Genomic DNA, 25,310 nt, shown 5'->3' with positions numbered 1-25,310 from the left:
ATAACTACTCTTTTTTATGAAGTAAGCGGGTAAGTTTAATTGATAAATCGGTTAAAATAATTTTTGCATTCCCGTTACGTTCAATATGGTAAATAGCGTCCTGGAGTTCATCACTAATTTCCATTATGTTATTACCATGAATAAATGGCGCGAAGTTTTCCAGTTTAAACTTTTCGGTTTTCGGTTCTAGATATACTAAATCGGTAGCGCTGTAATTCATTAATAGAGCTTGTCTGAAGAAATCTATACAAAACTGAAGGAATTGCTTTTGAGTCTCTCGACCTGTTTTTGCTATATCTTCACTCCAAGATATTAAATCGTGAATAGCTGCCTTGTTGCCTTTGGCTTTAAAGGCGCTGCGTATCCAGAAAATAAACCAGGTTTCAAACTGAAGATCTTCTGAATCCTGATAAACCAAATCACAGGCTTTATTATAGTTACCGTTAGATTGATGTGCAATTTTTGTTGCAGCGGCATCGTTTAAGTCGTATTTACTTTTGAGTGATTCTATAATAACATCTTCTGCTAAAGGAGGAAAATGCAATACTTGGCAGCGCGAACGTATGGTATTGATAATTTGTTCTTCATCTTCAGCAATAAGCAAAAAAATAGTTTTGGTTGGTGGCTCTTCAATAAGTTTTAAAAGTTTATTGGCGGCTGCAATATTCATCTTTTCAGCCATCCAGATAATCATAACCTTATAACCTCCTTCGTACGATTTTAAGGAAAGTGCTTTTACAATATCCTGAGCTTCATCAACCCCAATTTGTCCTTGTTTGTTGTCGACCCCTAAAAGCTTGTACCAATCAAAAAGGTTTCCATAAGGTTGTTCTTTTAAAAGCTGGCGCCATTCTTCAAGATAATGACTCGATACTGGATGACTTTTTGCTTTTTCACTGGTTGTTACAGGAAAAGCAAAGTGTAAATCGGGATGCGAAAGGTTGTTGAATTTTAGATTACAAGATTCGTTTCCAGATGTATTTTCTCCATTGTTATTATTACAAAGAATATACTGTGCATAAGCAATGGCCATAGGTAAGGTGCCAGAACCCTCAGGTCCAACAAACAATTGTGCATGCGGAATTCTGCCATTATCAACACTTTGTGTTAAATGGGATTTAATGTAGTCTTGACCTAAAATTTCTGAAAATAGCATGCAACAAATATAACCGAATTCATAACAGATTTTACAGTAACTCTTGCAATAAGACTAAATAACAGGCAGATTATCGAAATTGTGATGAGGTAATGCGTATTTCTTTTAGATTTGATAAAGCCTATTAATCTATTCATTTTTAGTTGTTTAAATTTAAGAGTCATGAACAAAACTACAATCACTTTTCTTTTTTTAGTGGCCTGTTCATTTTTTCTTGGAGCTCAGGCTTTTAAGCAGGGTTTTGATGCCAGCGATAAAGACAACTGGGCATATTCAACGAATGTTCCGTTTTATTCCAAACAAAATGGAACCGATTTATGGGGAAGATTTTCACAGGCTAACGGAAGAATACCAAGAGCTTTTTCAGGAACAACGTATATAGCGGGTCGAGATTTGGATAACGATTATTCACAATCTGTTACAGGATTAGAGTCTCCTGAACATATGCTGCTATTTAATCCAGTGGAATTGAATGGTATTCCTGCCGATATTTCTTTTAGAGTACAGTATGTGAATTTAAAATCTTCCGATTATATCTATTTTGAAGTCGCTTTTGATGATGAAACCGAGTGGGCGAGATATGATTTTCATGAAGATATTTTTAAAACGGCTTTAAGTGGCAACTTTAACTCTCAGGGGTGGAGGCAGATAACTTATAATGTTCCATCCGGTTATCAATATGTTCGTATGCGCGTAGTGATTTATCAGAATGGAAATGCTTATTTGGGTTTTGATGATTTTGAATTAACTATGAAAACGTTGTCTTCAAACAATTTGAGTATTGAAGGTTTTTCATTTGGACCAAATCCAACCAAGGATTATTTGAAAATTAAAGCAAATGCAATTCTAGATCGTATCTCGCTTTACAATGTTCTTGGAAAGGAAGTATTAAACAAAACGATTAAAAATACGGAAACTAATTTAGATGTGTCAAACTTACCAAATGGCGTTTATATTGCTAAAGTGATATCGGGGAGCAATTCTCAAAGTGTCAAGATTATAAAGAAATAAGCCTAAATTCAATAATAGATTATAAATCCGGGTAGCTATTTTTAGTTATTCGGATTTTTAATTTAAGTAGGCATATCATATCTTCTATTTTTGAACTTATTTTTCTACTGAAATCTACTTTTTTAATAATTCTTAAGTAGTTACATCGTTTTCGTAAAAAAAGGCGTTTTAAACCTGTTTTTAATTAGTTACATTTGTGAATCAAATTAATTAAGAATAATAATGAAAACGCTAAACGATTTTAACTTCAAAGATAAAAAAGCACTTATCCGTGTGGATTTTAACGTGCCTTTAGATGAAAATTTTAATGTTACTGATGCAACCAGAATAGTATCTGCAAAGCCGACAATTATAAAGGTTTTAGAAGATGGCGGAAGTTGTATTTTAATGTCTCACCTAGGGCGTCCGAAAGGTGTTCAGGATGAGTTTTCATTAAATCACATTGTTGCTAAAGTTTCTGAAATTTTAGGAGTTGAAGTAAAATTCGTTTCAGAATGTGTTGGTGAAAAGGCTGAAGCCGCAGCAGCAAGTTTACAGCCAGGCGAGGTGTTATTACTTGAAAATTTACGTTTTCATAAAGAAGAGGAAGCTGGAGACAAAGCGTTTGCTGGTCAGTTAGCGAAACTTGGAGATATTTATGTAAACGATGCCTTTGGTACAGCACACAGAGCACATGCATCGACTACAATTGTTGCAGAATTCTTTCCTGATCACAAATGTTTCGGAAGCTTATTAGCTCAGGAGATTGAAAGTATAGACAAGGTGATGAAAACAGGAGAGAAGCCTGTTTTAGCAATTCTTGGAGGCGCAAAAGTATCTTCTAAAATTACTATCATCGAGAATATTTTAGATAAAGTAGACCACTTAATTATTGGTGGTGGTATGGCTTTTACATTCGTTAAAGCACAAGGTGGAAAAATAGGAAATTCTATCTGCGAAGATGATAAAATGGACTTAGCCTTAGATATCTTAAAACAAGCTAAAGAAAAGAACGTTCAGGTACATATTCCTGTTGATACTATTGCTGCCGATGCGTTTAGTAATGATGCTAATACTCAGGAAGTAGATATCGATAAAATTCCTGATGGTTGGGAAGGTGTTGATGCCGGACCAAAATCAAGAAAACAATTCCACGATGTAGTTATGCAGTGTAAAACAATCCTTTGGAATGGTCCATTAGGTGTTTTCGAAATGGAAAGTTTTGCTAATGGAACCATTGAGTTAGGGAATTCTATTGCTGAAGCAACTAAAAACGGAGCATTTTCTCTTGTTGGAGGAGGTGATTCTGTAGCGGCTGTTAAGCAATTTGGATTCGAGGATAAAGTAAGTTATGTTAGTACTGGAGGTGGTGCTATGCTTGAAAGTTTAGAAGGAGTTGTATTGCCAGGTATCGCTGCAATTCTCGATTAATTGGAATTAAGTTTTTAATTTAGACTAAAAAATACGATTTTAGCCATATTGTCGTTCAATAATGTAATGAATTGATTTTATGGCTTTTCGCATTTTTATATTTATGTTTTTTGTATCGTTTACGAGTGCTTTCTCGCAAACGAGGGGTGCTGTGGTGGAAGAAAAGGATGATGTTGTTAAAAACAATGTCCTTTTAAAGGATTCTTTAGTAGATGGAAAAAAGCCTGCTGTTACCAAAGTTTTATTTCAAAATGACTCCCTTTTAATTCAAAAGTTTGAAGATAATTTTTTAGCGGCAGGTGTCGATGAAAAATGGTTAGAAGAACTTTATAGCAACTCCCTTTACGACACGGTTTATAATTCAGTAACTGAAATAAATTTTGAGGAAGTAGAGTATCCAGGGTTACCAACCGATACCCTAAAGGCGAGATTAGCCTTGTTAAATGCTAAAACACCATTTAACGTAGAATATAATCCGAGTCTTGAGAGTGTTATTAAATCGTATTTAAAAAACCGCAGAGAATTATTACAGCGCTTAATTAATTTAAGTGCATTTTACTTTCCAATGTTCGAGCGTGAGCTTGATAATTACAATTTGCCATTAGAAATTAAATATCTGGCGGTAGTAGAGTCGGCGTTGAAACCTCGTGCAAAATCTAGAGTAGGAGCGACCGGTTTATGGCAGTTTATGTTTAGTACCGGTAAAATGTACGGATTAGATGTTAGCAGTTATGTCGATGAACGTAGCGATCCTATAAAATCTACCGAAGCGGCGGCAAAATACCTGTCTAAACTTTATGAAATTTTTGGCGATTGGGATTTGGCTTTAGCAGCTTATAATTCTGGCCCTGGTAATGTTACCAAAGCGATTAGACGATCTGGAGGTTATCAGAACTACTGGAATATCAGACATAATTTACCACGTGAAACAGCGGGATATCTACCGGCATTTTTAGCCAACATGTATATTTTTGAGTACGCTGAAGAACACGGATTTACTAAGCCAAGACCGGAAGTCGCTTATTTTGAAACCGATACCATTCGTGTAAAACAAATGATTACTTTAGATCAGGTTGCAGAGGTTACTGGTGTTGCTATTGAAGAGCTTCAGTTTTTAAACCCGTCGTACAAACTCGATATTATTCCGTTTATAAAAGACGAAAATTACACACTGCGTTTACCAAGAACTGTAATAGGTGATTTTGTGACTAACGAGGAACAAATTTATGCCTTCGCAAAAACAGAATTTGATAAACGTGAAAAACCACTTCCGCAGTTTTTTGAAGCCGACTCTAAAACGGTTTACAAAGTGCGTTCAGGCGATTTTTTAGGTAAAATTGCAAGAAAATATGGGGTTCGTGTTAGTCAAATTAAGCAATGGAATGGTTTACGAAGTAACGATTTAAAAATAGGACAGCGTTTAACTATATACCCAAGAAATCCACATGTAGCGGTGGCAAACAGTGCGCCAACAAAGGCTGTTACAAGCAACGCAACAACTTATGTTGTTAAGAGCGGAGATACGCTTTGGGGTATTTCGCAAAAATTTCCTGGAGTTTCTGTTCAAAATATTAAAGATTGGAACGGTATTCGCGGTAATACTTTAAAACCGGGGATGAAACTTAAAATATCTAAGGGATAATTCCGTAAATTTATCGAACGATAAAACACCTTTTTATTAAAAATTGGATATCAATTAAAGTAAATTTGGGTGTTTGTCAGACTATTAAATCTATTAAAATTTAACAGATGAAAAATCTTTTTGTTTCAATTTTAACCTTATTACTTGTTGTGTCTTGTGGCGATAAAAAATCGTCTGAAAAGAAAATCGTTTTAGATTCATCTGGAAATATCAATAATGTTTCAGTGATTTTAGAAAACGATTTGTGGGATGGTAGTATTGGTGATGCCATTAGAAATGTTTTAGCTGCACCTCTTTATGGACTTCCTCAAGATGAGCCAACGTTTACTTTGAGTCAGATTCCACCTTCTGTATTCTCTGGTTTTGTAACTAAAAACAGGACCATTTTAAAAATTGAAATGAACAAAGAAGCGGCTGTTCAGTATTTAGATAATGTTTATGCACAGCCTCAAAAAGTTATTGTAGTTTCAGGAAAAGACAGAAGTGAGATTATTAACTTAATAAATGAAAATGGCTCTAAAATTGTTGAAACTTTTAAGGCTATGGAATTGAAAGCAAGACAGCGCCAAATGGCTAAATCGCCTCATAAATTTGATGTTATAAAACAAAAATTGGAGTTAACTCTTCAGTTTGATGCTGCATATTTTATAGCAAGAGAGGCTGATGATTTTTTCTGGATTAGAAAGGATATAACAACAGGAACAACGAATTTAATGATTTATGAATTACCATATTCAGCAATTAAAGATAACGATAGCGTTGTTAATGAGATTATTAAAATAAGGGATTCTGTTGCGAAGAAATATATTAAAGGCAGACAAGATGGAGAGTTAAAAGCTAATGGTGAAAAAATAGAGTCTTATATGACTACAGAAATGGCTTATGCGCCTTTTGTTACAGAAACAACCGTAAATGATTTAATGGCAATTGAAACCCGTGGTATTTGGGATTTAAAAAATGATTTTATGGGTGGCCCGTTTTTAAATTACGCTATAGAAGATAAAAAGAATAACAGATGGGTGGTTATTGAGGGTTTTGCCTTTGCGCCATCGGTTGAAAAACGAGATTATATGCTGGAGTTGGAATCCATTGTAAAATCGGTTAAAATTAATTAGAAATATACCATAACAAAAAAGCCAGCAAATTTTGCTGGCTTTTTTGTTTATAGATAAAAGATGATAATTATTGCTTATCTTCTTTCTTTTCGTCGTCTTTACTAGCGTCTTTAAATTCTTTAATTCCGCTTCCAAGTCCTCTCATTAATTCAGGGATTTTTTTACCTCCAAATAATAATAAAACTACTATAACTATTAGAGCTATTTGTAATGGGCCAATAGCACCTAAAAATATACTTGATGAGATCATAATTAAATATTTAGTTACGCAAAGTTAATAATTAAAGTTTAATAAAATCGTTATTAACAATAACTTTAGAATAAAGCAAAGCTATCATGCTATAATTTTAATTATTTTTGTTTTTATCATGGAAGATAAGAAGAAAAGACCGAAAAGAATAAAACGCAAATTACTTGACAAGTATCGCCTGGTAATCCTTAACGAGAACACTTTCGAGGAGCGTTTATCGCTTAAGTTAACGCGTCTAAATGTATTTGTTATAGCATCGCTATCAGCTATATTTTTAATGGTTGTAACCTGTTTAATTATAGCTTATACACCTTTAAGAGAGTATATTCCAGGGTATTCCTCTGCGGCTTTAAAAAAGAAGGCGACAGAGCTTAATTATAAGACTGATTCGTTACAACGCGTACTGGCATTAAACGATCGTTATTTCGAATCGATTAAACAGGTTTTAAAAGGCGATGTTAGTGTATCAGATGTAAATAAGGATTCTATTATTCAAGCTGTAAAATTAGAAGCCAGTCAGGTGGATTTTACGCCGAGTGCGGAAGATTCGTTATTAAGAGAACGAGTGGATAAGGAGGATAAATACAATCTTTTTGAATCGGCTACATCGGCATCCAATTTTTTATTGTTTTCTCCGGTTAACGGGACCATTAGTGAGCCTTACAACTTAAAGGAAAAGCATTATGCAGTAGATATTGTAGTAGCTAAAAATACACCAATAAAATCGGTTGCCGATGGGATTGTTATTTTTGCTGAGTGGACAGCAAGTACAGGTTATGTGGTTATTATTGAGCATAGTTATGGATTAATTTCGGTATATAAACATAATGCGGCACTTACTAAAGGTCAAGGCGATTTGGTTAAAGCGGGTGAAGTTATTGCAACTTCAGGTGATGAAGGCGAATTGTCGACGGGGCCACATTTACATTTTGAGCTTTGGAATGACGGTTATCCCGTTAATCCAACAAATTTTATAGATTTTAACTAGTATATGATTTCATTAAAATCGGCATTGGCGAAACCATTTGCCAAACGTATATATAAAAGTGTTTTAAAGTGGGCGAATAACCCTGTTGAAACACAGGAAAAGGTATTTCAGAATTTAATAGCCGATGCAGCAGGAACAGCCTTTGGCAAGGATCATGATTTTATAAGTATAAAAAATCATTCCGATTTTGTTAAGCGAGTTCCTATTCGAGATTACGAGGCTTTAAAGCCATATGTAGAGCGCGTGGTGGCAGGAGAAGAAGATGTACTTTGGAAATGGAAACCCATTTATTTTGCAAAAACATCAGGGACTACTTCTGGAGCGAAATACATTCCAATTACTAAGGAAAGTATGCCGTTTCATGTTGAAGCCGCACGTAATGCTATTTTGTTATACATCAATGAAACAGGTAACAGTAAGTTTGTTGATGGTAAAATGATTTTCCTCCAAGGGAGTCCTATTTTAAAAGAGCAAAACGGCATTCAGTTAGGAAGGCTTTCCGGAATTGTTGCACATTATGTGCCTAAATATCTTCAAAAAAACCGATTACCTTCATGGGAAACTAACTGTATTGATGATTGGGAAACCAAGGTTGATGCTATTGTTGAAGAAACCCTTCCTGAGAATATGACCGTGATTTCAGGAATTCCATCTTGGGTGCAGATGTATTTCGAGCGACTTCAGCAGAAAACCGGTAAGAAAGTCGGTGATATTTTTAAGAATTTCAATCTGTTTATTTTCGGAGGTGTCAATTATGAGCCATATCGAGCGAAATTTGAAAATCTTATAGGAAGAAAAGTCGATAGTATTGAGCTTTATCCGGCGAGTGAAGGTTTCTTTGCATATCAGGATAAACAAAATGAAAAAGGGATGCTTCTTTTACTAAATTCAGGTATTTTTTATGAGTTTATAAAAGCCGATGAATTTTTTACTGAAAACCCGAAACGAATCACGATAAAAGATGTTGAGATTGGGGTTAATTATGTGATGATTATTTCCACAAATGCCGGGCTTTGGGGGTATAATATAGGGGATACAATTCAGTTTACTTCTACGAAGCCTTATCGAGTTATTGTTTCCGGAAGAATCAAGCATTTTATCTCTGCCTTTGGAGAACATGTTATAGGAAAAGAAGTAGAGCAGGCCATGCAGGAAGCCATTTCAGAAACCAATATTAGGGTCTCGGAATTTACCGTGGCACCACAAATTAATCCTGAAGAAGGTTTGCCGTATCATGAATGGTTTGTTGAGTTTGAGAATGAACCGGATGACTTATCCGATTTGGAAAAACGTATCGATGAATCGCTTCAAAAGCAAAACATTTACTATTTCGATTTAATAGAAGGTAAAGTTTTAAGACCCCTTGTTATTCGGAAAGTAAAAAAGGACGGATTTAAAGAATATATGAAATCTATTGGTAAGTTAGGCGGACAGAATAAGTTACCAAGATTATCGAACGACAGAAGTATTGTTGAGGGTTTTCCTCATATCGATTAAATGAAATAATAGTATATTTGGCCGAATATTAGGACGTATGAGTAATAGAAAACATCACGAAAGAACACGAGCTCAAGAGAGTTCGAACGCCATTGAGCGGATGTATATTACTATGCGTCATTTGTTTAACCGTGGGTTTTATAAACCTATGGGGGTTTCTGGTGAAACGTTAAGACAAGCTTTGCTGCTTTTGCGTCCAGAGATTTACGGATCAATTGGTGATGAAAAAGCTGAGTTGGAAGGCTTACTTTATGTCATTGATCGTCTTCCAATGGGTATTGAAGAGTGTATGTTCATCAATTTAACAAGCGATGAAGGGTATTTAAATTCTCATTTTAAACCTATTATTCCTTCAAAACGTCGTCGTAATTGTTACCGCATAGATGCCGAGCAAATGAATATTGAAATTACGCGCGGCCGATCTGAGATTTACGATATCTTAACGCATTTAACGTTCTTGTTTGTTGAATCGCATAAAATAAGTAAACGTGTCGTAATTAACGAATCTGGGGCGACGACGCGCGATTGGATCAAGCTTGAAAAGGCTGTTCTTTTGAATAAAGAATTATCTCAGGAAGAGCGTGAAGTAGCCATAACACATACTGCAAATATTTTAGGAAGAACGTTTAATGAGTTGATGACGGTTTACAATCAGTTTGCTGTTGAAAATCAACCGGAGCGATTTTTACATATTATTTATTGGCTGGGTAAATTAGCCATTGAGGAGCAAACAACAAATAATAAACGTACAGTTACGTTCAGCCCAATGCTTAGAGAACGTATAGGGCACCATATTCACGGTGAAATCTGGTCAGATAATATCAAGGACATTCTTTTTAAGGAAGGACTTTTAGAGCGTCCAATTCATATTATTAGCGCTAATATGCATAGTGTAATGAATACTTTATTTGCTCCCAATGCGTTGAAATCATTAGTAGCTAAAGAAGATATTTTTAGGGTTTACGAAGCCATTAGTAAAAAAGAAAATGAACAGCTTCGAAGTAAAGTGAATAAAGAAGCGTTACAACGAGGTATGATTTATGTTAAAGATACTTCAGGAACAAATATAGATGTTCAAATTTTTGATACCAGCAAAATAGATGTTTCCAAAATTGATATTCCGGTAACATCAAGCTATATTGTGGAAAATAAGCCTGTAATTTTGGTAATGGATTATGCCTTTGGGGAACAAGCCTATGAAACCATAGATGAGCTTTTAAAACCGTTCAAAGTGAAAGGGAAGAACGTCCACTTAAATGTGGAATCGATTTCTATTATGGGTAAAGCAGGTATTTTACAAGGAGGTAAAGGCGACATTATGATTCCGTCTGCCCATATATTTGAAGGTACCGCCGATAATTATCCATTTGAAAATGAGCTTAAAAAAGAAGATTTAGAAAATCAAGGGGTCAATGTTTATGATGGAGCGATGATTACCGTTTTAGGGACTTCATTACAGAATAAGGATATTTTGAAATTCTTCCATAATTCTACCTGGAAAGTTATAGGTTTGGAAATGGAAGGTGCGCATTATCAAAAAGCCATTCAGGCGGCATCAAAAGTAAGAGGAAGTATTAGTAGTAATGTTAAAGTAAGATATGCGTATTATGCCAGTGATAACCCACTCGAAACGGGTGCGACCTTAGCTTCTGGAGGATTAGGAACCTCAGGTGTTAAGCCAACATATTTGATAACAAGAAAAATATTAGAACAAATTTTCAATTAATAATTTAATTTATGAGTAAAGAATTGCAAACGCCACCGCAATCATCTGAAGAAGTCGATTTAGGACAATTATTTAAGTTAATAGGTAATGCTTTCGACCGTTTTTTTAAGTTTATAGCTTCTATTTTTAAAGGTTTATTTAGTCTTGTTTTGATGTTGTTGATACATTTTTACAAACGTTTTGTGTGGTATGCTGGAGCTGTTATTTTGGGCGTTATTATTGGGTATATTTTAGATAAAAATACAGATACACTTTATGGTGCTAATATGTTTATAGAAACGAATTTCAATTCAACACGTCAGGTGTATGAAAACATAAAAGAGTTTCATCAATTAGCTCATGAAGACCATGATACTCTAGAATTAGCCAAGCGTTTAAAAATAACACCATCGGAAGCAGCTAGCCTAAAAGGGTTTTATATAGAGCCTGATATCGATGAAAATAGGCTCTCTGAAATGTACTCTGCATATTTTAATAGGTTGGACTCTGTCACTCAGATAGAAATGAATTATGATAAGTTTAAAAGCTCGATGAATGCATACAATTTTAAAATACATAAAATTGGCGTAGCTTCAGCTGATAAAGCTCTTTACAAAAAGATTGAAAAAGCTCTTGTTAAAGAGATTTCGTATAACGATTATTTACTGGAATTATTAAAGGTGAGTAATGATAACCTAAAAAAGAAAGATGAAATCTTAATAGATCAGGTTGCTAAAACAGATTCTTTATTAAAAGAATATTTAAAAATTAGAATTAATGAGTCTAAAAAAGAATCCAAATTAGGTTCTGGAACTAATCTGTACATGGGAGATGCTGAATCGACGAGCTTAATTGTGGATGAATCTAGAATTTTAGATAAACGCTTGGACCTAGAGGCAGAAAGGCGAGAAATTAATAGAGATCGAGTTGAGCAGCAAAATGTAGTTAATGTTTTAGCAGGATTTCCTGTTACGGGATATGATTACTCTACATTGACTGATAAGATGAAGTTTAAATTACCAATAGTATTATTAGGGTTAACATTAATGACATTTGTTTTATTAGGAATCTCTGAATATATAAAAGAACAAGTGAAATAAGATTTATAATGAAGGTTTTAATAACAGGTGGAGCGGGATTTATAGGATCTCATGTGGTAAAACTGTTTATTGAAAAATATCCAAATTATAAGATTTATAATTTGGACTTATTGACCTATGCAGGCAACCTGGAAAACCTTAAGGATATTGAAGATCGTTTTAATTATCAGTTTATAAAAGGAGATATTAATGATTCTGTTTTTATAAATCAGCTATTTCAAGAGTATCGTTTTGATGCGGTGATTCATTTAGCTGCCGAATCGCATGTGGATCGTTCAATTAGTGATCCTTTGACTTTTGTAAAAACAAATATTATTGGAACGGTTAATCTATTAAATGCGGCAAAAGAATTGTGGGCTAACAGTTTTGATAATAAACTGTTTTATCATGTAAGCACCGATGAAGTTTACGGAACCTTAGGAGAATCTGGGTTGTTTACCGAAACGACATCTTACAATCCCAATTCACCGTATTCAGCATCCAAAGCAGGTTCCGATCATTTTGTGAGAGCATATGGAGAAACATATGGTCTGCCATACATCATAACAAATTGTTCAAATAATTATGGGCAAAACCAGTTTCCAGAAAAGTTAATTCCATTGTTTATAAATAATATTATAAATAATAAACAGTTGCCAATTTATGGTGACGGCAATTATACTCGCGATTGGTTGTATGTTAAAGATCATGTATTAGCTATCGATTTGGTATTTCATAAAGGAAAAAATAAGGACACCTACAACATAGGAGGCTTTAATGAGTGGAAAAATATCGATTTGGTTAAGATATTATGTGCTCAAATGGATAAAAAATTGGGAAGAGTTTCTGGAACTTCAGAAAAATTAATAACCTATGTTAAAGATCGTCCTGGGCATGATTTAAGATATGCCATTGATGCATCTAAAATAAATACCGAATTAGGTTGGAAGCCTTCGGTAACTTTTGAAGAAGGTTTAGAAATAACGATAGATTGGTATTTGAATAACGTGGAATGGTTAAAAAATGTCACGACTGGCGAATACAAGAATTATTATAAAAAGCATTGTAGTTAAATGAAGGGTATCATTCTTGCAGGGGGATCAGGATCAAGATTACATCCGTTAACCTTATCGGTAAGTAAGCAGTTGATGCCTATTTACGATAAGCCTATGATATACTATCCGCTATCAACACTTATGTATGCTGGAATTCATGAAGTCTTGATTATTTCAACGCCTAAAGATTTACCATTATTTAAAGATTTATTGGGTGATGGTAAAAAGTATGGCTGTCAATTTGATTATGCTGTGCAGGAAGAACCTAACGGCTTAGCTGAAGCATTCTTAATTGGTGAAGATTTTATAGGAGATGATAAAGTAGCCTTAATTCTTGGTGATAACATCTTTTATGGAACAGGTTTAGCGAAACTATTGCAGGCGAATAATAATCCTGATGGTGGCATTATTTACGCCTATAGAGTTCATGATCCGGAACGGTATGGTGTCGTTGAGTTTGATGAGGCAGGTCAGGCGATTTCCATTGTGGAAAAACCAGAACATCCAAAATCAAACTATGCTGTTCCTGGTATTTATTTTTATGACAATTCAGTGGTTGAGATCGCTAAAAATATTAAACCTAGTCATCGAGGTGAACTTGAGATAACCGATGTCAATAAAGCCTATCTTAAACAAAAGAAGCTTCATGTGAGTATTTTAGATAGAGGGACTGCCTGGTTAGATACAGGCACGTTTCAATCGTTGATGCAGGCCTCTCAATTTGTAGAAGTCATAGAGGAACGTCAGGGTTTAAAAATTGGTGCTATTGAGGGTGCAGCCTATGAAATGGGATATATTAATGAAGAGCAGTTTAAAGCTTTAGCAGAGCCTTTATTGAAGAGTGGTTACGGAAAGAATTTATTGGGCTTATTGAATAAAAAATAATGATTGTAAAAGAAACAAAATTGAAAGGCTGTTTTGTTATTGAGCCTAAAATTTTTAATGATAGTAGAGGATATTTTTTTGAGAGTTTTAATCAAAAAACATTCAATGAACTTACAAATCAGAATGTGAATTTTGTTCAGGATAATGAGTCGTTTTCTTCCAAAGGGGTGCTTAGAGGGCTTCATTACCAAACAGGAGAGCATGCGCAGGCTAAGTTAGTGAGAGTTATTAAAGGTTGTATTTTGGATATTGCCGTTGATATAAGAACGGATTCTGAAACTTTTGGAGAATATATTGCTTTAGAATTGGCAGAGGACAGTAAAAAGCAGTTATTTATCCCTAGAGGTTTTGCGCACGGATTTGTGGTGTTAAGTGATACCGCTATTTTTTCATATAAATGCGATAATTTCTACAATGAAGAGTCCGAGGGAGGCATCATTTTTAATGATAAAGACTTAAATATTGATTGGGTGCTACCTGAAGGTGAGTTAATTATTTCAGAAAAGGACTTAGTGTTACCAAAATTAAAAGAAGCTAAGTTATGATTAATGTTTTAGTTACTGGGGGAAATGGACAGTTAACATCATGTATTAAGGATGTTGAAAAGAAATTTGATGGTTTAAATGTAATGTATACAGATTCGCAGGAATTGGATATTTGTGATTTAAACCAAGTACAATCGTTTTTTAAATCGCATGATATTGATTATTGTGTTAATTGTGCAGCCTATACGGCAGTAGATAAAGCTGAAGACGAACAAGAATTGGCGTTTAAAGTAAATGCCAAAGGAGTCAAAAATTTAGCTTTAGCTTGTAAGGAGTATCATGTTGTTTTAATTCATATCTCAACGGATTTCGTTTTTGATGGTATTAAAAGAGAACCTTATACAGAAGGGGATCAACCAAACCCTATTAGTGTTTATGGTGCTTCTAAATTACAAGGCGAAATTGAAATACAAAATATTCTGGAAAAGTATTTTATAATCAGAACCTCCTGGTTGTATTCTGAACATGGCAATAATTTTATGAAAACGATGCTATGTTTAGCCGAAACACGTGACGCAATTTCTGTAGTTGCCGATCAAATAGGTACGCCTACTTACGCTGGAGATTTAGCTAAAGTTATTTTAGATATAGTTAAAAATAAGACTAACGAATTTGGAGTCTATCACTATAGCAATGAGGGTGAAATTAGTTGGTTTGATTTTGCAAAAGAGATATTTAAAATTGCCAATTTAAATATAGAGCTAATTCCAATAGATAGTAGTAAATATATTACTAAAGCAAAAAGACCAACATATAGCGTTTTAAGTAAAGAAAAAATAAAGAATAAATTAGGAGTAGAGGTTCCACATTGGAGTTTTAGCCTAAAAAAAGTATTGATTAAAGAGTAGAAGCTGATTTAATATCATAATTAGATTTAATATTTTATGGGTTAAATCTTAAAAAAAGGAGATATTCTATCTGGTTTTGTTATTTTGTTCAACATTTGTTAATACTACTTGTTTATTGATATAAAGAATATGAATAATCTTGCAAAAATAACTTAATGTCCTATTTTTGTTGAGAAACTTTGGATGTAAAATTAATGATAAATGAAAAAAAAAGTTGCTTTAATTACGGGGGTAACAGGTCAAGATGGGGCCTATTTAAGTGAGTTCTTATTAAAAAAAGGTTATGAGGTTCATGGTGTTAAAAGAAGATCTTCTTTATTCAATACAGATAGAATAGATCATTTATATCAAGATCCTCATGTTGAAAATCGTAACTTTTTTCTTCATTACGGAGATTTAACCGATAGTACAAATTTAACTCGATTAATTCAGGAGGTACAGCCAGATGAAATTTATAATTTGGCTGCAATGAGCCATGTACATGTATCTTTTGAAATGCCTGAATATACAGGAAATGCAGATGGTTTAGGTACATTACGATTGTTAGAGGCTATTAGGTTATTAGGGATGGAGAATAAGACCAGAATTTATCAAGCGTCTACTTCAGAATTATACGGAAAGGTACAGGAAGTTCCCCAAACTGAGAAAACACCATTTTATCCAAGAAGTCCTTATGCTGTGGCGAAAATGTATGCCTATTGGATTACTGTAAATTATAGAGAAGCCTATGGTATATATGCGTGTAATGGTATTCTGTTTAATCATGAATCTCCAATTAGAGGGGAAACGTTTGTAACTCGTAAAATAACCAGAGCAACGTCGAGAATAGCGTTAGGATTACAAGATAAATTTTACTTAGGAAATTTAGATGCCCAACGCGATTGGGGGCACGCTAAAGATTACGTTCGTATGATGTGGATGATTCTTCAGGCCGAAGAAGCTGAAGATTGGGTAATTGCAACTAATAAAACCACTACTGTTCGAGATTTTGTAAAAATGAGTTTTGTAGAAGTAGGTATAGAATTAGAATTTAAAGGAGAAGGTGTTGATGAAAAAGCATTTGTAAAGGCTTGTAATAATCCAGAATATCAATTACCAATAGGAAAAGAAGTATTAGCTGTAGATCCTAAATATTTTAGACCAACAGAGGTTGATTTGTTAATTGGAGATGCTACAAAGGCCAAAGAAAAGCTTGGTTGGGTGCCAGAATACGATTTGCCGGCTTTAGTAAAAGATATGATGCAAAGTGACGTTAAGCTTATGAAAAAAGAGCAATATCTAAAAGATGGCGGGTATCAAATTATGAACTATTTTGAATAAATCTAATGGACAAACAAGCTAAAATTTATGTGGCTGGACATCGAGGTTTAGTAGGTAGTGCTATTTTAAAAAATCTTCAAGATAAAGGCTATAATAATATTATTACTCGAACGCATAAGGAACTTGATTTAACCAATCAGGTTGATGTGGCTTCTTTTTTTAAAGAAGAAGAGCCTGAGTATGTGTTTTTAGCAGCAGCCAAAGTAGGAGGTATCGTAGCAAATAATGTTTATAGAGCCGACTTTATTTATGAAAACATGATGATTCAGAATAATGTAATTCATCAAAGTTATGTTCATAATGTAAAGAAATTGTTGTTTTTAGGAAGTACTTGTATTTACCCTAAAAATGCCCCTCAACCTATGAATGAGGAGTATTTGTTAACCGATACTTTAGAATATACTAACGAACCTTATGCCATAGCTAAAATAGCTGGTATTAAGATGTGTGAAAGCTATAATTTGCAGTACGGCACGAATTTTATTTCGGTAATGCCTACAAACCTGTATGGCCCGAATGATAATTTCGATTTAGAAAAATCGCACGTTTTGCCGGCTTTAATCCGTAAAATATATCTCGCTAAATTATTGTCTGAATCAAAGTTTGATGAGGTAATACAGGATTTAAATGTTTCAAATATAGAAGAAGCCAAAGCGTATTTAACAAGGTTCGGAGTTTCCAAAAATAGTGTTGAAATCTGGGGTTCAGGAAAACCAAAGCGCGAATTTTTGTGGAGTGAAGACATGGCCGATGCCTGTGTGTTTCTAATGGAAAACAGAGATTTTAATGACTGCCATTCTGAACTTGTTTCAGAATCTAAGCACCAACCAGAAATCAGAAACACGCATATCAACATAGGCACAGGAACCGACGTGTCTATAAAAGAACTCGCCGAGACGATAAAAGACATTATTGGATTTAAAGGAAATTTAGTATTTAATACTGAAAAACCTGAAGGAACTATGCGTAAATTAACCGATGTGTCTAAACTTAATGGTTTAGGGTGGAAGCATAAAATTGAATTAAGAGAAGGGATTGAAAGGATATATAATTGGTATAAAGAAAAATAAAAGAAAGAATATGAACTATAAAGAACCAAAAGTAATAGCAGAGATAGGATGTAATCACAAAGGTGATTTTGATATTGCTATAGAATTATTGAACTTAGCTAAAGAATGCGGCGCAGATGTTGCTAAATTTCAAAAAAGAAATAACAAAGAACTATTAACTGAAGAACAGTATAACGCACCACACCCTAATCCAGCAAATTCTTATGGAAATACTTATGGTGAACATAGAGAATACCTTGAGTTTTCAGTAGATCAGCACAAAAAATTAAAGGAGCATTGCGATAGCATTGGTTTAGAGTACTCGACATCAGTTTGGGATGTAACTTCAGCTGAAGAAATGATAACTTTTAATCCAGGATTGCTAAAAGTACCTTCTGCTTGTAATAATAATTTTGACATGTTAAAGGTGTTAAGAGATGATTTTGAAGGCGATGTGCACCTTTCTTTTGGGATGACAAATCAAGAAGAGGAGAAGCAAATAATTGAGTTTTTTGAAGAAACAGATCAAGCTAAAAGTAGGTTAGTTATATATTCATGTACATCTGGTTATCCAGTTCCTTTTAAAGACGTTTGTTTATTAGAAATAACCAGACTTATTGAAGAATATGGAGATAGAGTAAAACATGTTGGTTTTTCTGGACATCATTTAGGTATTGCAATAGATAATGCAGCTTTTGCATTAGGAGCTAATTGGATTGAAAGACACTTTACTAAAGACAGAACCTGGAAAGGAACCGATCATGCCGCATCATTAGAACCTGCTGGAATGAGAAAATTATGTCGTGATTTAAAAGCAACATACGATGCTTTAAGTTATAAAGATTCTGAAATTCTTGAAATAGAACAAGTTCAAAGAGAAAAATTGAAATACAGAAAATAATGAGTGTTATAGCTTTTATTCCTGCGAGAGGAGGAAGCAAATCCATACCATTAAAAAATATTAAGAACTTTTGTGGCAAGCCACTAATATACTGGTCGCTCAAGGCTGCGAACGATTCTAAAGATATTACTAAAGTAGTTGTAGCAACAGATGATGCCAAAATAGAAAAGACAGTTCTTGATTTCGGTCTTAATAAGGTTGCTGTATATAGAAGAAATGATGAGAATGCTCAAGATACTTCTTCTTCAGAAAGTGTTATGCTCGAATATATTGAAAAGGAAAAATTAAGAAATAATGATACTTTTTTATTAATTCAAGCGACATCACCTTTATTAACAGCTTTAGATTTAGATAAAGGATTAGAAAAGTTTAAGCAACACGATTCCGTTCTTTCATGTGTAAGAACAAAACGTTTTTTTTGGACGGATAAAGGAGAGCCTCTAAATTATAATTATAAAAGCAGACCAAGACGACAGGATTTTGATGGTTTATTAATGGAAAATGGTGCATTTTATATTAATTCTGTAGCAAATATTTTAGACAGTAAAAACAGATTATCTGGGGATATAGGTATCACCGAAATGCCCGAATACACAGCTGTTGAAATTGATGAAGAAGAAGATTGGATTATTGCCGAATCTTTAATGAAGCGTTTTATTTTAAAGGAAAATAAACTTTCAAATGTTGATATCAAGCTTTTTGTAACAGATGTAGATGGCGTTTTAACAGATGCCGGAATGTATTACAGCGAGTCTGGAGACGAGTTAAAGAAGTTTAATACCCATGACGGTATGGCGTTTCAATTGTTGCGTGAACGAGGTATAAAAACCGCTATTGTAACTTCAGAAAATACTAAAATAGTCGAGAATAGAGCTAAGAAACTAAAGGTTGATTATTTGTATCAAGGCAAAAAGCATGGTGGCAAATTAGAGGCAGTATTAGATATGTGTAAAAAGGAAAATATCGATATAAAACAAGTAGCCTACATAGGTGATGATATTAATTGCTTTGAACTATTATCTCATGTAGATTTAGCAGCTTGCCCCAATAATGCATTAAGTAAAATAAAAAATATACCAAACATTATACATTTACAGAAAAATGGAGGCGAAGGTGTTGTTAGAGAATTTGTGGAAATAATTTTGAGTTAAATTAAATTTTGAAATGAATAAAATAATTTTAATTGGCACAGGAAATATTGGAAAAAGACATTTACAAGCAGTTATTAATTCGAACTTAGTTTCTGAAATTTATTGTTACGATTTATATCAAGATGCTTTAAAATCTATTCCAGAATTTTGCCAATCTAATGAAATTCCGAAGGATAAAATTTTTTTAGAGGGGTCTTTTGAAGAAATTCTTAAGAAAATAGATGAGAATTCTATTGTAATTGTTGCAACCACAGCAAATGGTAGAATGGAATTACTTGTCCCTATAATTCAAAGAAAACCAAAAGCAATTGTATTAGAAAAGCCTGTTGTTCAGTATAAAGAACAATATGAAGAATTGGAAAAATTGGCAGAGCAACTTGCTGTTAATATCTATGTTAATTTTATTGCTCATGCTCAGAATTTTTACAAACGAATTTATAAGGAGTTAGAGGAAACTGAAGAGTTATCTTTTTATACTAGTATGCCGAGGTGGGGTTTGTCAACAGTGGGTATTCATCAAATTGAATTATTTTTATGGCTTTCAAAGAGTAAATCATATGAAATAGCTTATTCCAATTCAAATTTAGTTTACGAACAAAAAAGAAAAGGATTTGAAGATGTTGCAGGAACCATTTTAATAAAAAATGAAAAAGGACATATTGCATCTATAAGAAGTTTAATTTCAGATAAAAATCCATCCTCAATTCAAATCTGTTCTAATAAGAATAATTACACTATATATGAGAGCTTAAATAAATTAATTATCGCAGATAAAACAGGTGTACATATGGAGGATTTAAATGTAAAATTTGTTAGCCAATATATGAATGAAGTTGTTGACGATATATTTACAAATAAAAAGGTCTATTTACCAACAATAGCGAGTAGTCGTTTAGCACATAATGTGTTATTTGATTTTTTAAGAATACACAAATTAGAAGGATTAAATATTACTTAAAATGAAAAATATTGGATTTATAGGATGTGGAAAAATTGCCCCATTTCATGCAGAAGTTTTAATTCACCTTGGAAAAAGAATTAAAGCAGTTTCTAATCGTTCAATTTCGGAAAGAGTAAAAGAGTTTCAATTAGAATATAATGTTGAAAGCATCTATACAGATTGGAAAGAAATGATAGAAAATGAAGAGTTAGATGCTATCTGGTTAATGACAAGCTGGGATTCAATCGAAAATATTGTAATAGAGCTCATAAAGTATAAAATTCCATTATTTGTTGAAAAGCCTATTGCGTTAAGTTCAGAAGGAGTTAATAAAATAATAGAAGAGAAACAAAAGTATGGTACAAAATTGCAGATTGGACATAATAGAAGATTTTATAATTTTATCCCTAAATTAAAATCTAAATTAAAAGACTCAGATGTTCTTAGGTCTGTTCAGGTTGAAATTCCAGAAACCACTAAAAATAAAGACAAAAAAAATAAAGATTTTTTATGGGTTCATAATTCATCTCATGTAGTTGATTTGTTAACTTATTTATTGGGAGAATTAAAAGTCATAGATATTTGCAAGTCTAAATATGATGATGAAAGTTTTAATACTTTTAATGGTTTATTAAAAACCAAGGAAGAAGTTCCTGTACATTTAATTTCTAATTGGAATGCACCTGCAAATTTCGGTATTAAATTTTATACAAATAATAAAATAATAGAATTAAAGCCTATTGAATTTTATTCTATATATGAAGGGTTTGATATTCAAGAACCTACTTTAGAAACGCCCGTAAGACAATATAATCCGCGTTTAGTGCACAAGGAATATTGTAATAAAAGCGAAGATGAATTTAAACCAGGGTTTTTGGAGCAAGCAAAATATTTTTTTAAAGAAGATGCTGAAGGTTCTAATAAATTTGAGCCTACTTCTTTGGAAGAAGCACTTTGTACTTCTAAACTGATTGAAGAGATTTTGGCGTGAAAAGATATAACTATTCCTCAACAGAATTAGCCATGAACTCCCTAGGTTAAGTTTTAAAAATTTGGAAAAAAAAATTCTAATCATAGCAGATTCCTTGGCAATGCCAAGAGGAGAGGTTCCTTTTGAAATGACTTGGCCATATATGTTACAGTCAACTTATAGGAAGTACTACTTTATTGATAAAACAAGAAGGGCTTCCACTAGTGAAAGATTAGTTGAAGAAGGAGGAGGTTACAAAAATATTGAGCGTGGAGCAGATTTATTAGAGCATTATAAGCCAAATGTGGTAATAACTCAAATAGGGATAACAGATTGTTCTCCTAGATATTTGAAGAAAGCATCTGTTGTTTATAAATTAATAAATTATTCGCCTAATTTTTTATCAAATGTAGTGTATTATTTTTTGAAAAAATATGCTCGACGAAAATTAGAGTATGCAGATGTTTCATTAGATAAATTTAGGAAGAACTGGCTTAATTATATCGAAAGAGCGAAAATGTTGGAAACTAAAATCATATGTTTAGCAATTGCTCCTCCTACGAATTCTTTCATAAATAAAAGTCCTGAAATTAGCGAAGCAATTATTAAATATAATTCTTGTTTAGAGGAGTTATCATTCAAAAACAAGAATTTTAATTTTATTCAGCCATTTTCTCAGGAATTGATGGAAGAATTTGCTATTGATGAATTACATGTTGGATCCAAAGGGCATAAACATATTTACAATACATTAAAGACCTTTTTTTGAGTAAGTTAATTAAAAACACTGTTATATATTCTTTAGGAAGAATACTGCCGCAAGTAGTGGGTTTTATTTTACTTCCTATATATACTCAATATATGACTCCAAACGAATATGGAATAGCTCAATCCATGCAAATTTTAACTACTGTTTTGGCTATTCTTTTTTCTTTGGCAACTGAGCGATCTATTTTTAGATTATTTTATGATTTTCGAGACCTAGATAAAAGAAAATTGCTTATTGGTAATATTACTATTGTTGTTTCTTTTGTTTCTGTTTTTTGTTTATTTCTACTATTTCAGCTTAAAGAATATGTTAATTTTATATTTTCTACCATTCCATTTTATCCATATTATTCTTTAGCAATTTTTAATACTTTTTTTTTAGCATTTTCATTTATACCTAACAATTTATTTCAAGTTAAAGGAGAGGCGTTTAATTTTACCATAGTTTCTATGGTTGCATTTTGTCTTAATGTTTGTTTTATTTTGTTTTTTGTAGTTTTTAAAAAACAAGGTGCAGCGGGAATGCTTAAGGGACAGATGATTGCAAATGGAATAATGTTTTTACTTTATTTATATATAATATTTAAAAATTCAATCTTGACAATTAATTATGGGATTATGAAGCAAATTTTGCAATTTTCATTACCTATGATTCCAGCACTTTTTGCATCATGGTTATTAAATATGTCTAATAGAGTATTTATTGAAAAATTTTTGCCACCTCAAGATGCTTTGTTTCAAATTGGTCTATTTTCACTAGCCTTTAAAATATCAAGTGTTGGTACTATTTTATTAGGTGCAATTAATACAGCGTATAATCCTGTTTTTTATAAATTAGCATCACAGGAGGATCAGGTTAAAGGTAAAGAAACACTTAAAGATCTTAACTATATTTTTACGCTAATATCGTTGTTTCTATGTTTTTGTATAGCATGTTTATCCTCGGAGTTGGTCTCTTTTTTTGATTCTAAATACATGACTTCAAGTAAGTTTATTCCTGTTTTTGTTATTTCTATTTTTATCACCCAAATAGTAAGCCTGTTTAATTTGATGATTTATCAAAATAAAAAGACTCTGTCTATAATGTTTATAATATTTGGAAGTTCTTTAGTTACAGTTATTTTTAACATTATTTTAATTCCTGTATTTGGAAGTATTGGTGCTGCCTGGGCAACTGTTTTGGGTGTTTTTTTTAATATGGTATTAGTTATTTCTTATGCCAAGAAAAATTATTATGTGCCATTTTTATTTTATAGAATTATATCCTATGTTATTGTTTCTGTTTTGTCATTCTTTTTAATAAGTGTTATGAATATTGATAATAAAATTTTAAGTTTAGTTGTAAAGAGTATTATTTTATTGTTAATAGGGTGTTTTTTGTTTCAGATAAATAAACAAAAATTTTTAATGGTAAGAAAAGTATAATGAAGTTGATTATCAAACTAATTTTGATCCTAAGGGTCGATAAAATAAAGAATATTTTTGATCAAGTATTTTTTTTAGCCAAGCTTCATAAATATGAAAAAGATAGTAATCAAAAAATTAACTTTATAAGTCAGGGTTCTAATAGGTTGTTTTTACTAGGAGATTTAAAGAAATTTAAAATTCATCCAACCAGTCATTTAAAATCTGACACAACAATTGAATGTTCTGGCGGTGTAGAAATAGGAAAATATTTTCATACAGGTAAAGGGTTGGTTATTTTCTCAACAAATCACAACTACAATTCTAAAGTGAAAATTCCGTATGATGAGATAAGTATTAACCAAAAGGTCATAATAAAGGATTTTGTCTGGTTAGGAGCAAATGTAACCATCGTGCCAGGGGTTACTATCGGGGAAGGCGTTGTTGTTGGAGCTGGGGCTGTAGTAACTAAAGATGTTCCTGATTATGCCATTATAGGAGGAAACCCAGCCAAGATTATTAAATATAGAGATATAGATGTTTTTAATAAATTAAAACAAGAAGGAGAATTCTTTTAATGAAAAACAAGATTATTATTTTTTGTCAGGCAAGTGCAGATTTATTGTATACTTTAGATTTACTTAAAAAATATGATCAAGCAATTGTTTATGTTATTAACGTAACAAGTAATTATGATTTTTTAGTTTCTTTAAATTTAAGACATGTTGAGGTGATATACTTACCATATATTAAATTTTCTTTTTTTGATCCGTATAGTATTTTAAATGCTAGAAATCAAATAAAGCAAAAATGGGCTGATTTGTTTAAAAATTATAGTGGTGAAGAAATTATTTTTTTCTCAACTTCTTATGACTGGTTTACGGCCTCAATGGTTAGTAGATTATCAAAAAGTAATAATATAAGATATTATAATCATTATGATCATTTAACAAGTCTTCAAGGAGAAGATAGTTTCTCTTTGAAAAGAATTATTAAGCGGGAAATTTTTAAGTTTATTACAAATACTCGGTTTAAGGCTTTATCTAAAGTTAATTTTCCAAAATTTGATTATGAATTCTATAATATTAATAAGGAAGATATTGTTGTTAAGCCAGACATTCCTCAAGAATTATTGTATGGACCAAAAGAAGAAGGAAATAAAGTATTGTTTTTTATCTCGCCAGCTGAAATAGATTATTTAACAAAGGAGTCTTTTTTAGAATTGATGCAGATATTAATTAGAATAAAGGAGAAGGGATATAGATTAGTGGTAAAAGGTCATCCTAGGTTAGGTGAGCCTAAACAATTTATAGAAATGGCCGATATTATAATTCCTAAGTCTATACCAAGTGAGTTTTTAAATTATAATTGTTATGATTTTGTATTAGGTGTAACAAGCGCTGCTTTATGTTATCCGGCAGAAAAGGAATTAAACATTGTTTTTTCACTTACCGATAAGTTGGTATTTAAAGACAAAGCAAAGCAAAAGGGGTTTAAAGATTATATAAATAATTATTCTAGAAATAGAGTTTTATTCAATATGGATATGGACAAATTGTTTAAATAAAAAATAATTTAATCAATTTTGAATATTGAAAAGCTTTTAATAATCTGTGAAAAT

At 32.5% G+C, this 25,310-nt stretch carries 23 protein-coding genes and 1 pseudogene; 22 read left to right on the top strand and 2 right to left on the bottom strand.

What is annotated here, in order from left to right; all coding sequences use genetic code 11:
* Window positions 1-4: 4 nt before the first annotated feature.
* Window positions 5-1,156 (bottom strand): DNA polymerase III subunit delta', encoded by a 1,152-nt coding sequence (locus tag NO995_RS06005; RefSeq protein WP_258226693.1) that lies wholly within the window; start codon window positions 1,154-1,156, stop codon window positions 5-7.
* Between the two features lie 162 nt (window positions 1,157-1,318).
* Here NO995_RS06005 and NO995_RS06000 point away from each other — a divergent pair, with 162 nt between their 5' ends.
* From NO995_RS06000 to NO995_RS05985, 4 genes are all read left to right on the top strand, one after another.
* Window positions 1,319-2,167 carry a T9SS type A sorting domain-containing protein gene (locus tag NO995_RS06000; protein ID WP_258226692.1) on the top strand — a complete coding sequence of 283 codons (849 nt, stop codon included), beginning with the start codon at window positions 1,319-1,321 and terminating at the stop codon, window positions 2,165-2,167.
* Between the two features lie 222 nt (window positions 2,168-2,389).
* Window positions 2,390-3,577 carry a phosphoglycerate kinase gene (locus NO995_RS05995; RefSeq protein ID WP_258226691.1) on the top strand — a complete coding sequence of 396 codons (1,188 nt, stop codon included), beginning with the start codon at window positions 2,390-2,392 and terminating at the stop codon, window positions 3,575-3,577.
* Window positions 3,578-3,656: 79 nt separating this feature from the next.
* The gene (locus tag NO995_RS05990; RefSeq protein ID WP_258226690.1) at window positions 3,657-5,219 is read left to right on the top strand and encodes a LysM peptidoglycan-binding domain-containing protein; all 1,563 of its coding nucleotides are present in this window, start codon (window positions 3,657-3,659) and stop codon (window positions 5,217-5,219) included.
* Window positions 5,220-5,326: 107 nt separating this feature from the next.
* Window positions 5,327-6,334, top strand: coding sequence for a DUF4837 family protein (locus NO995_RS05985; protein ID WP_258226689.1), 1,008 nt, complete (start codon window positions 5,327-5,329; stop codon window positions 6,332-6,334).
* 67 nt (window positions 6,335-6,401) lie between these two features.
* Here NO995_RS05985 and tatA read toward each other — a convergent pair whose 3' ends face one another.
* Window positions 6,402-6,584 (bottom strand): twin-arginine translocase TatA/TatE family subunit, encoded by a 183-nt coding sequence (tatA, locus tag NO995_RS05980; RefSeq protein ID WP_240572442.1) that lies wholly within the window; start codon window positions 6,582-6,584, stop codon window positions 6,402-6,404.
* A 118-nt stretch (window positions 6,585-6,702) separates the two neighbouring features.
* Here tatA and NO995_RS05975 point away from each other — a divergent pair, with 118 nt between their 5' ends.
* From NO995_RS05975 to NO995_RS05890, 18 genes and pseudogenes are all read left to right on the top strand, one after another.
* On the top strand, window positions 6,703-7,572 hold the full coding sequence (locus tag NO995_RS05975) for a M23 family metallopeptidase (RefSeq protein ID WP_240572441.1): 870 nt from the start codon (window positions 6,703-6,705) through the stop codon (window positions 7,570-7,572).
* A gap of 3 nt (window positions 7,573-7,575) precedes the next feature.
* Window positions 7,576-9,069, top strand: coding sequence for a GH3 auxin-responsive promoter family protein (locus NO995_RS05970; RefSeq protein ID WP_258226688.1), 1,494 nt, complete (start codon window positions 7,576-7,578; stop codon window positions 9,067-9,069).
* Window positions 9,070-9,106: 37 nt separating this feature from the next.
* Entirely contained in the window at window positions 9,107-10,795 is a 1,689-nt protein-coding gene (locus NO995_RS05965; RefSeq protein WP_258226687.1) for a DUF6909 family protein, read from the top strand.
* A gap of 11 nt (window positions 10,796-10,806) precedes the next feature.
* Complete coding sequence (locus NO995_RS05960; protein WP_258226686.1) at window positions 10,807-11,874, top strand: hypothetical protein; 1,068 nt, start codon at window positions 10,807-10,809, stop codon at window positions 11,872-11,874.
* An 8-nt stretch (window positions 11,875-11,882) separates the two neighbouring features.
* Complete coding sequence (gene rfbB / locus NO995_RS05955) at window positions 11,883-12,926, top strand: dTDP-glucose 4,6-dehydratase (protein ID WP_258226685.1); 1,044 nt, start codon at window positions 11,883-11,885, stop codon at window positions 12,924-12,926.
* On the top strand, window positions 12,927-13,793 hold the full coding sequence (gene rfbA / locus NO995_RS05950) for a glucose-1-phosphate thymidylyltransferase RfbA (protein WP_258226684.1): 867 nt from the start codon (window positions 12,927-12,929) through the stop codon (window positions 13,791-13,793).
* On the top strand, window positions 13,793-14,338 hold the full coding sequence (gene rfbC / locus NO995_RS05945; RefSeq protein ID WP_258226683.1) for a dTDP-4-dehydrorhamnose 3,5-epimerase: 546 nt from the start codon (window positions 13,793-13,795) through the stop codon (window positions 14,336-14,338). The genes rfbA and rfbC overlap by 1 nt, the downstream gene beginning before the upstream one ends.
* On the top strand, window positions 14,335-15,186 hold the full coding sequence (gene rfbD / locus NO995_RS05940; protein WP_258226682.1) for a dTDP-4-dehydrorhamnose reductase: 852 nt from the start codon (window positions 14,335-14,337) through the stop codon (window positions 15,184-15,186). The genes rfbC and rfbD overlap by 4 nt, the downstream gene beginning before the upstream one ends.
* 201 nt (window positions 15,187-15,387) lie before the next feature.
* Window positions 15,388-16,506, top strand: a complete 1,119-nt coding sequence (gmd, locus tag NO995_RS05935) for a GDP-mannose 4,6-dehydratase (protein WP_258226681.1) — start codon at window positions 15,388-15,390, stop codon at window positions 16,504-16,506.
* Window positions 16,507-16,511: 5 nt separating this feature from the next.
* Window positions 16,512-17,576, top strand: a complete 1,065-nt coding sequence (locus NO995_RS05930; RefSeq protein ID WP_258226680.1) for a GDP-L-fucose synthase — start codon at window positions 16,512-16,514, stop codon at window positions 17,574-17,576.
* 10 nt (window positions 17,577-17,586) lie between these two features.
* Window positions 17,587-18,456 (top strand): N-acetylneuraminate synthase family protein, encoded by an 870-nt coding sequence (locus tag NO995_RS05925; protein ID WP_258226679.1) that lies wholly within the window; start codon window positions 17,587-17,589, stop codon window positions 18,454-18,456.
* On the top strand, window positions 18,456-19,607 hold the full coding sequence (locus tag NO995_RS05920) for an acylneuraminate cytidylyltransferase (protein WP_258226678.1): 1,152 nt from the start codon (window positions 18,456-18,458) through the stop codon (window positions 19,605-19,607). The genes NO995_RS05925 and NO995_RS05920 overlap by 1 nt, the downstream gene beginning before the upstream one ends.
* Window positions 19,608-19,620: 13 nt before the next feature.
* Entirely contained in the window at window positions 19,621-20,565 is a 945-nt protein-coding gene (locus tag NO995_RS05915; RefSeq protein ID WP_258226677.1) for a Gfo/Idh/MocA family oxidoreductase, read from the top strand.
* A gap of 1 nt (window position 20,566) precedes the next feature.
* Complete coding sequence (locus tag NO995_RS05910) at window positions 20,567-21,538, top strand: Gfo/Idh/MocA family protein (RefSeq protein ID WP_258226676.1); 972 nt, start codon at window positions 20,567-20,569, stop codon at window positions 21,536-21,538.
* A gap of 61 nt (window positions 21,539-21,599) precedes the next feature.
* Entirely contained in the window at window positions 21,600-22,286 is a 687-nt protein-coding gene (locus NO995_RS05905; protein WP_258226675.1) for a hypothetical protein, read from the top strand.
* Window positions 22,283-23,710: a lipopolysaccharide biosynthesis protein gene (locus tag NO995_RS05900; protein ID WP_258226674.1), complete on the top strand. Its 1,428-nt coding sequence runs from the start codon at window positions 22,283-22,285 to the stop codon at window positions 23,708-23,710. The genes NO995_RS05905 and NO995_RS05900 overlap by 4 nt, the downstream gene beginning before the upstream one ends.
* Window positions 23,711-24,069: 359 nt before the next feature.
* Window positions 24,070-24,267, top strand: a pseudogene (locus tag NO995_RS17815) (DapH/DapD/GlmU-related protein); the annotation flags it as partial.
* A complete protein-coding gene (locus tag NO995_RS05890) occupies window positions 24,267-25,256 on the top strand; it encodes a hypothetical protein (RefSeq protein ID WP_258226673.1) in 990 nt (329 codons plus the stop codon). The pseudogene NO995_RS17815 and the gene NO995_RS05890, both read left to right, overlap by 1 nt.
* Window positions 25,257-25,310: the final 54 nt, after the last annotated feature.

Source organism: Aestuariibaculum sp. M13 (assembly GCF_024723255.1).
GTDB classification, from domain to species: Bacteria; Bacteroidota; Bacteroidia; order Flavobacteriales; family Flavobacteriaceae; genus Aestuariibaculum; species Aestuariibaculum lutulentum.
Note: the sequence above shows the minus strand (reverse complement) of the source record. Positions and strands in the feature narration are given on the sequence as shown.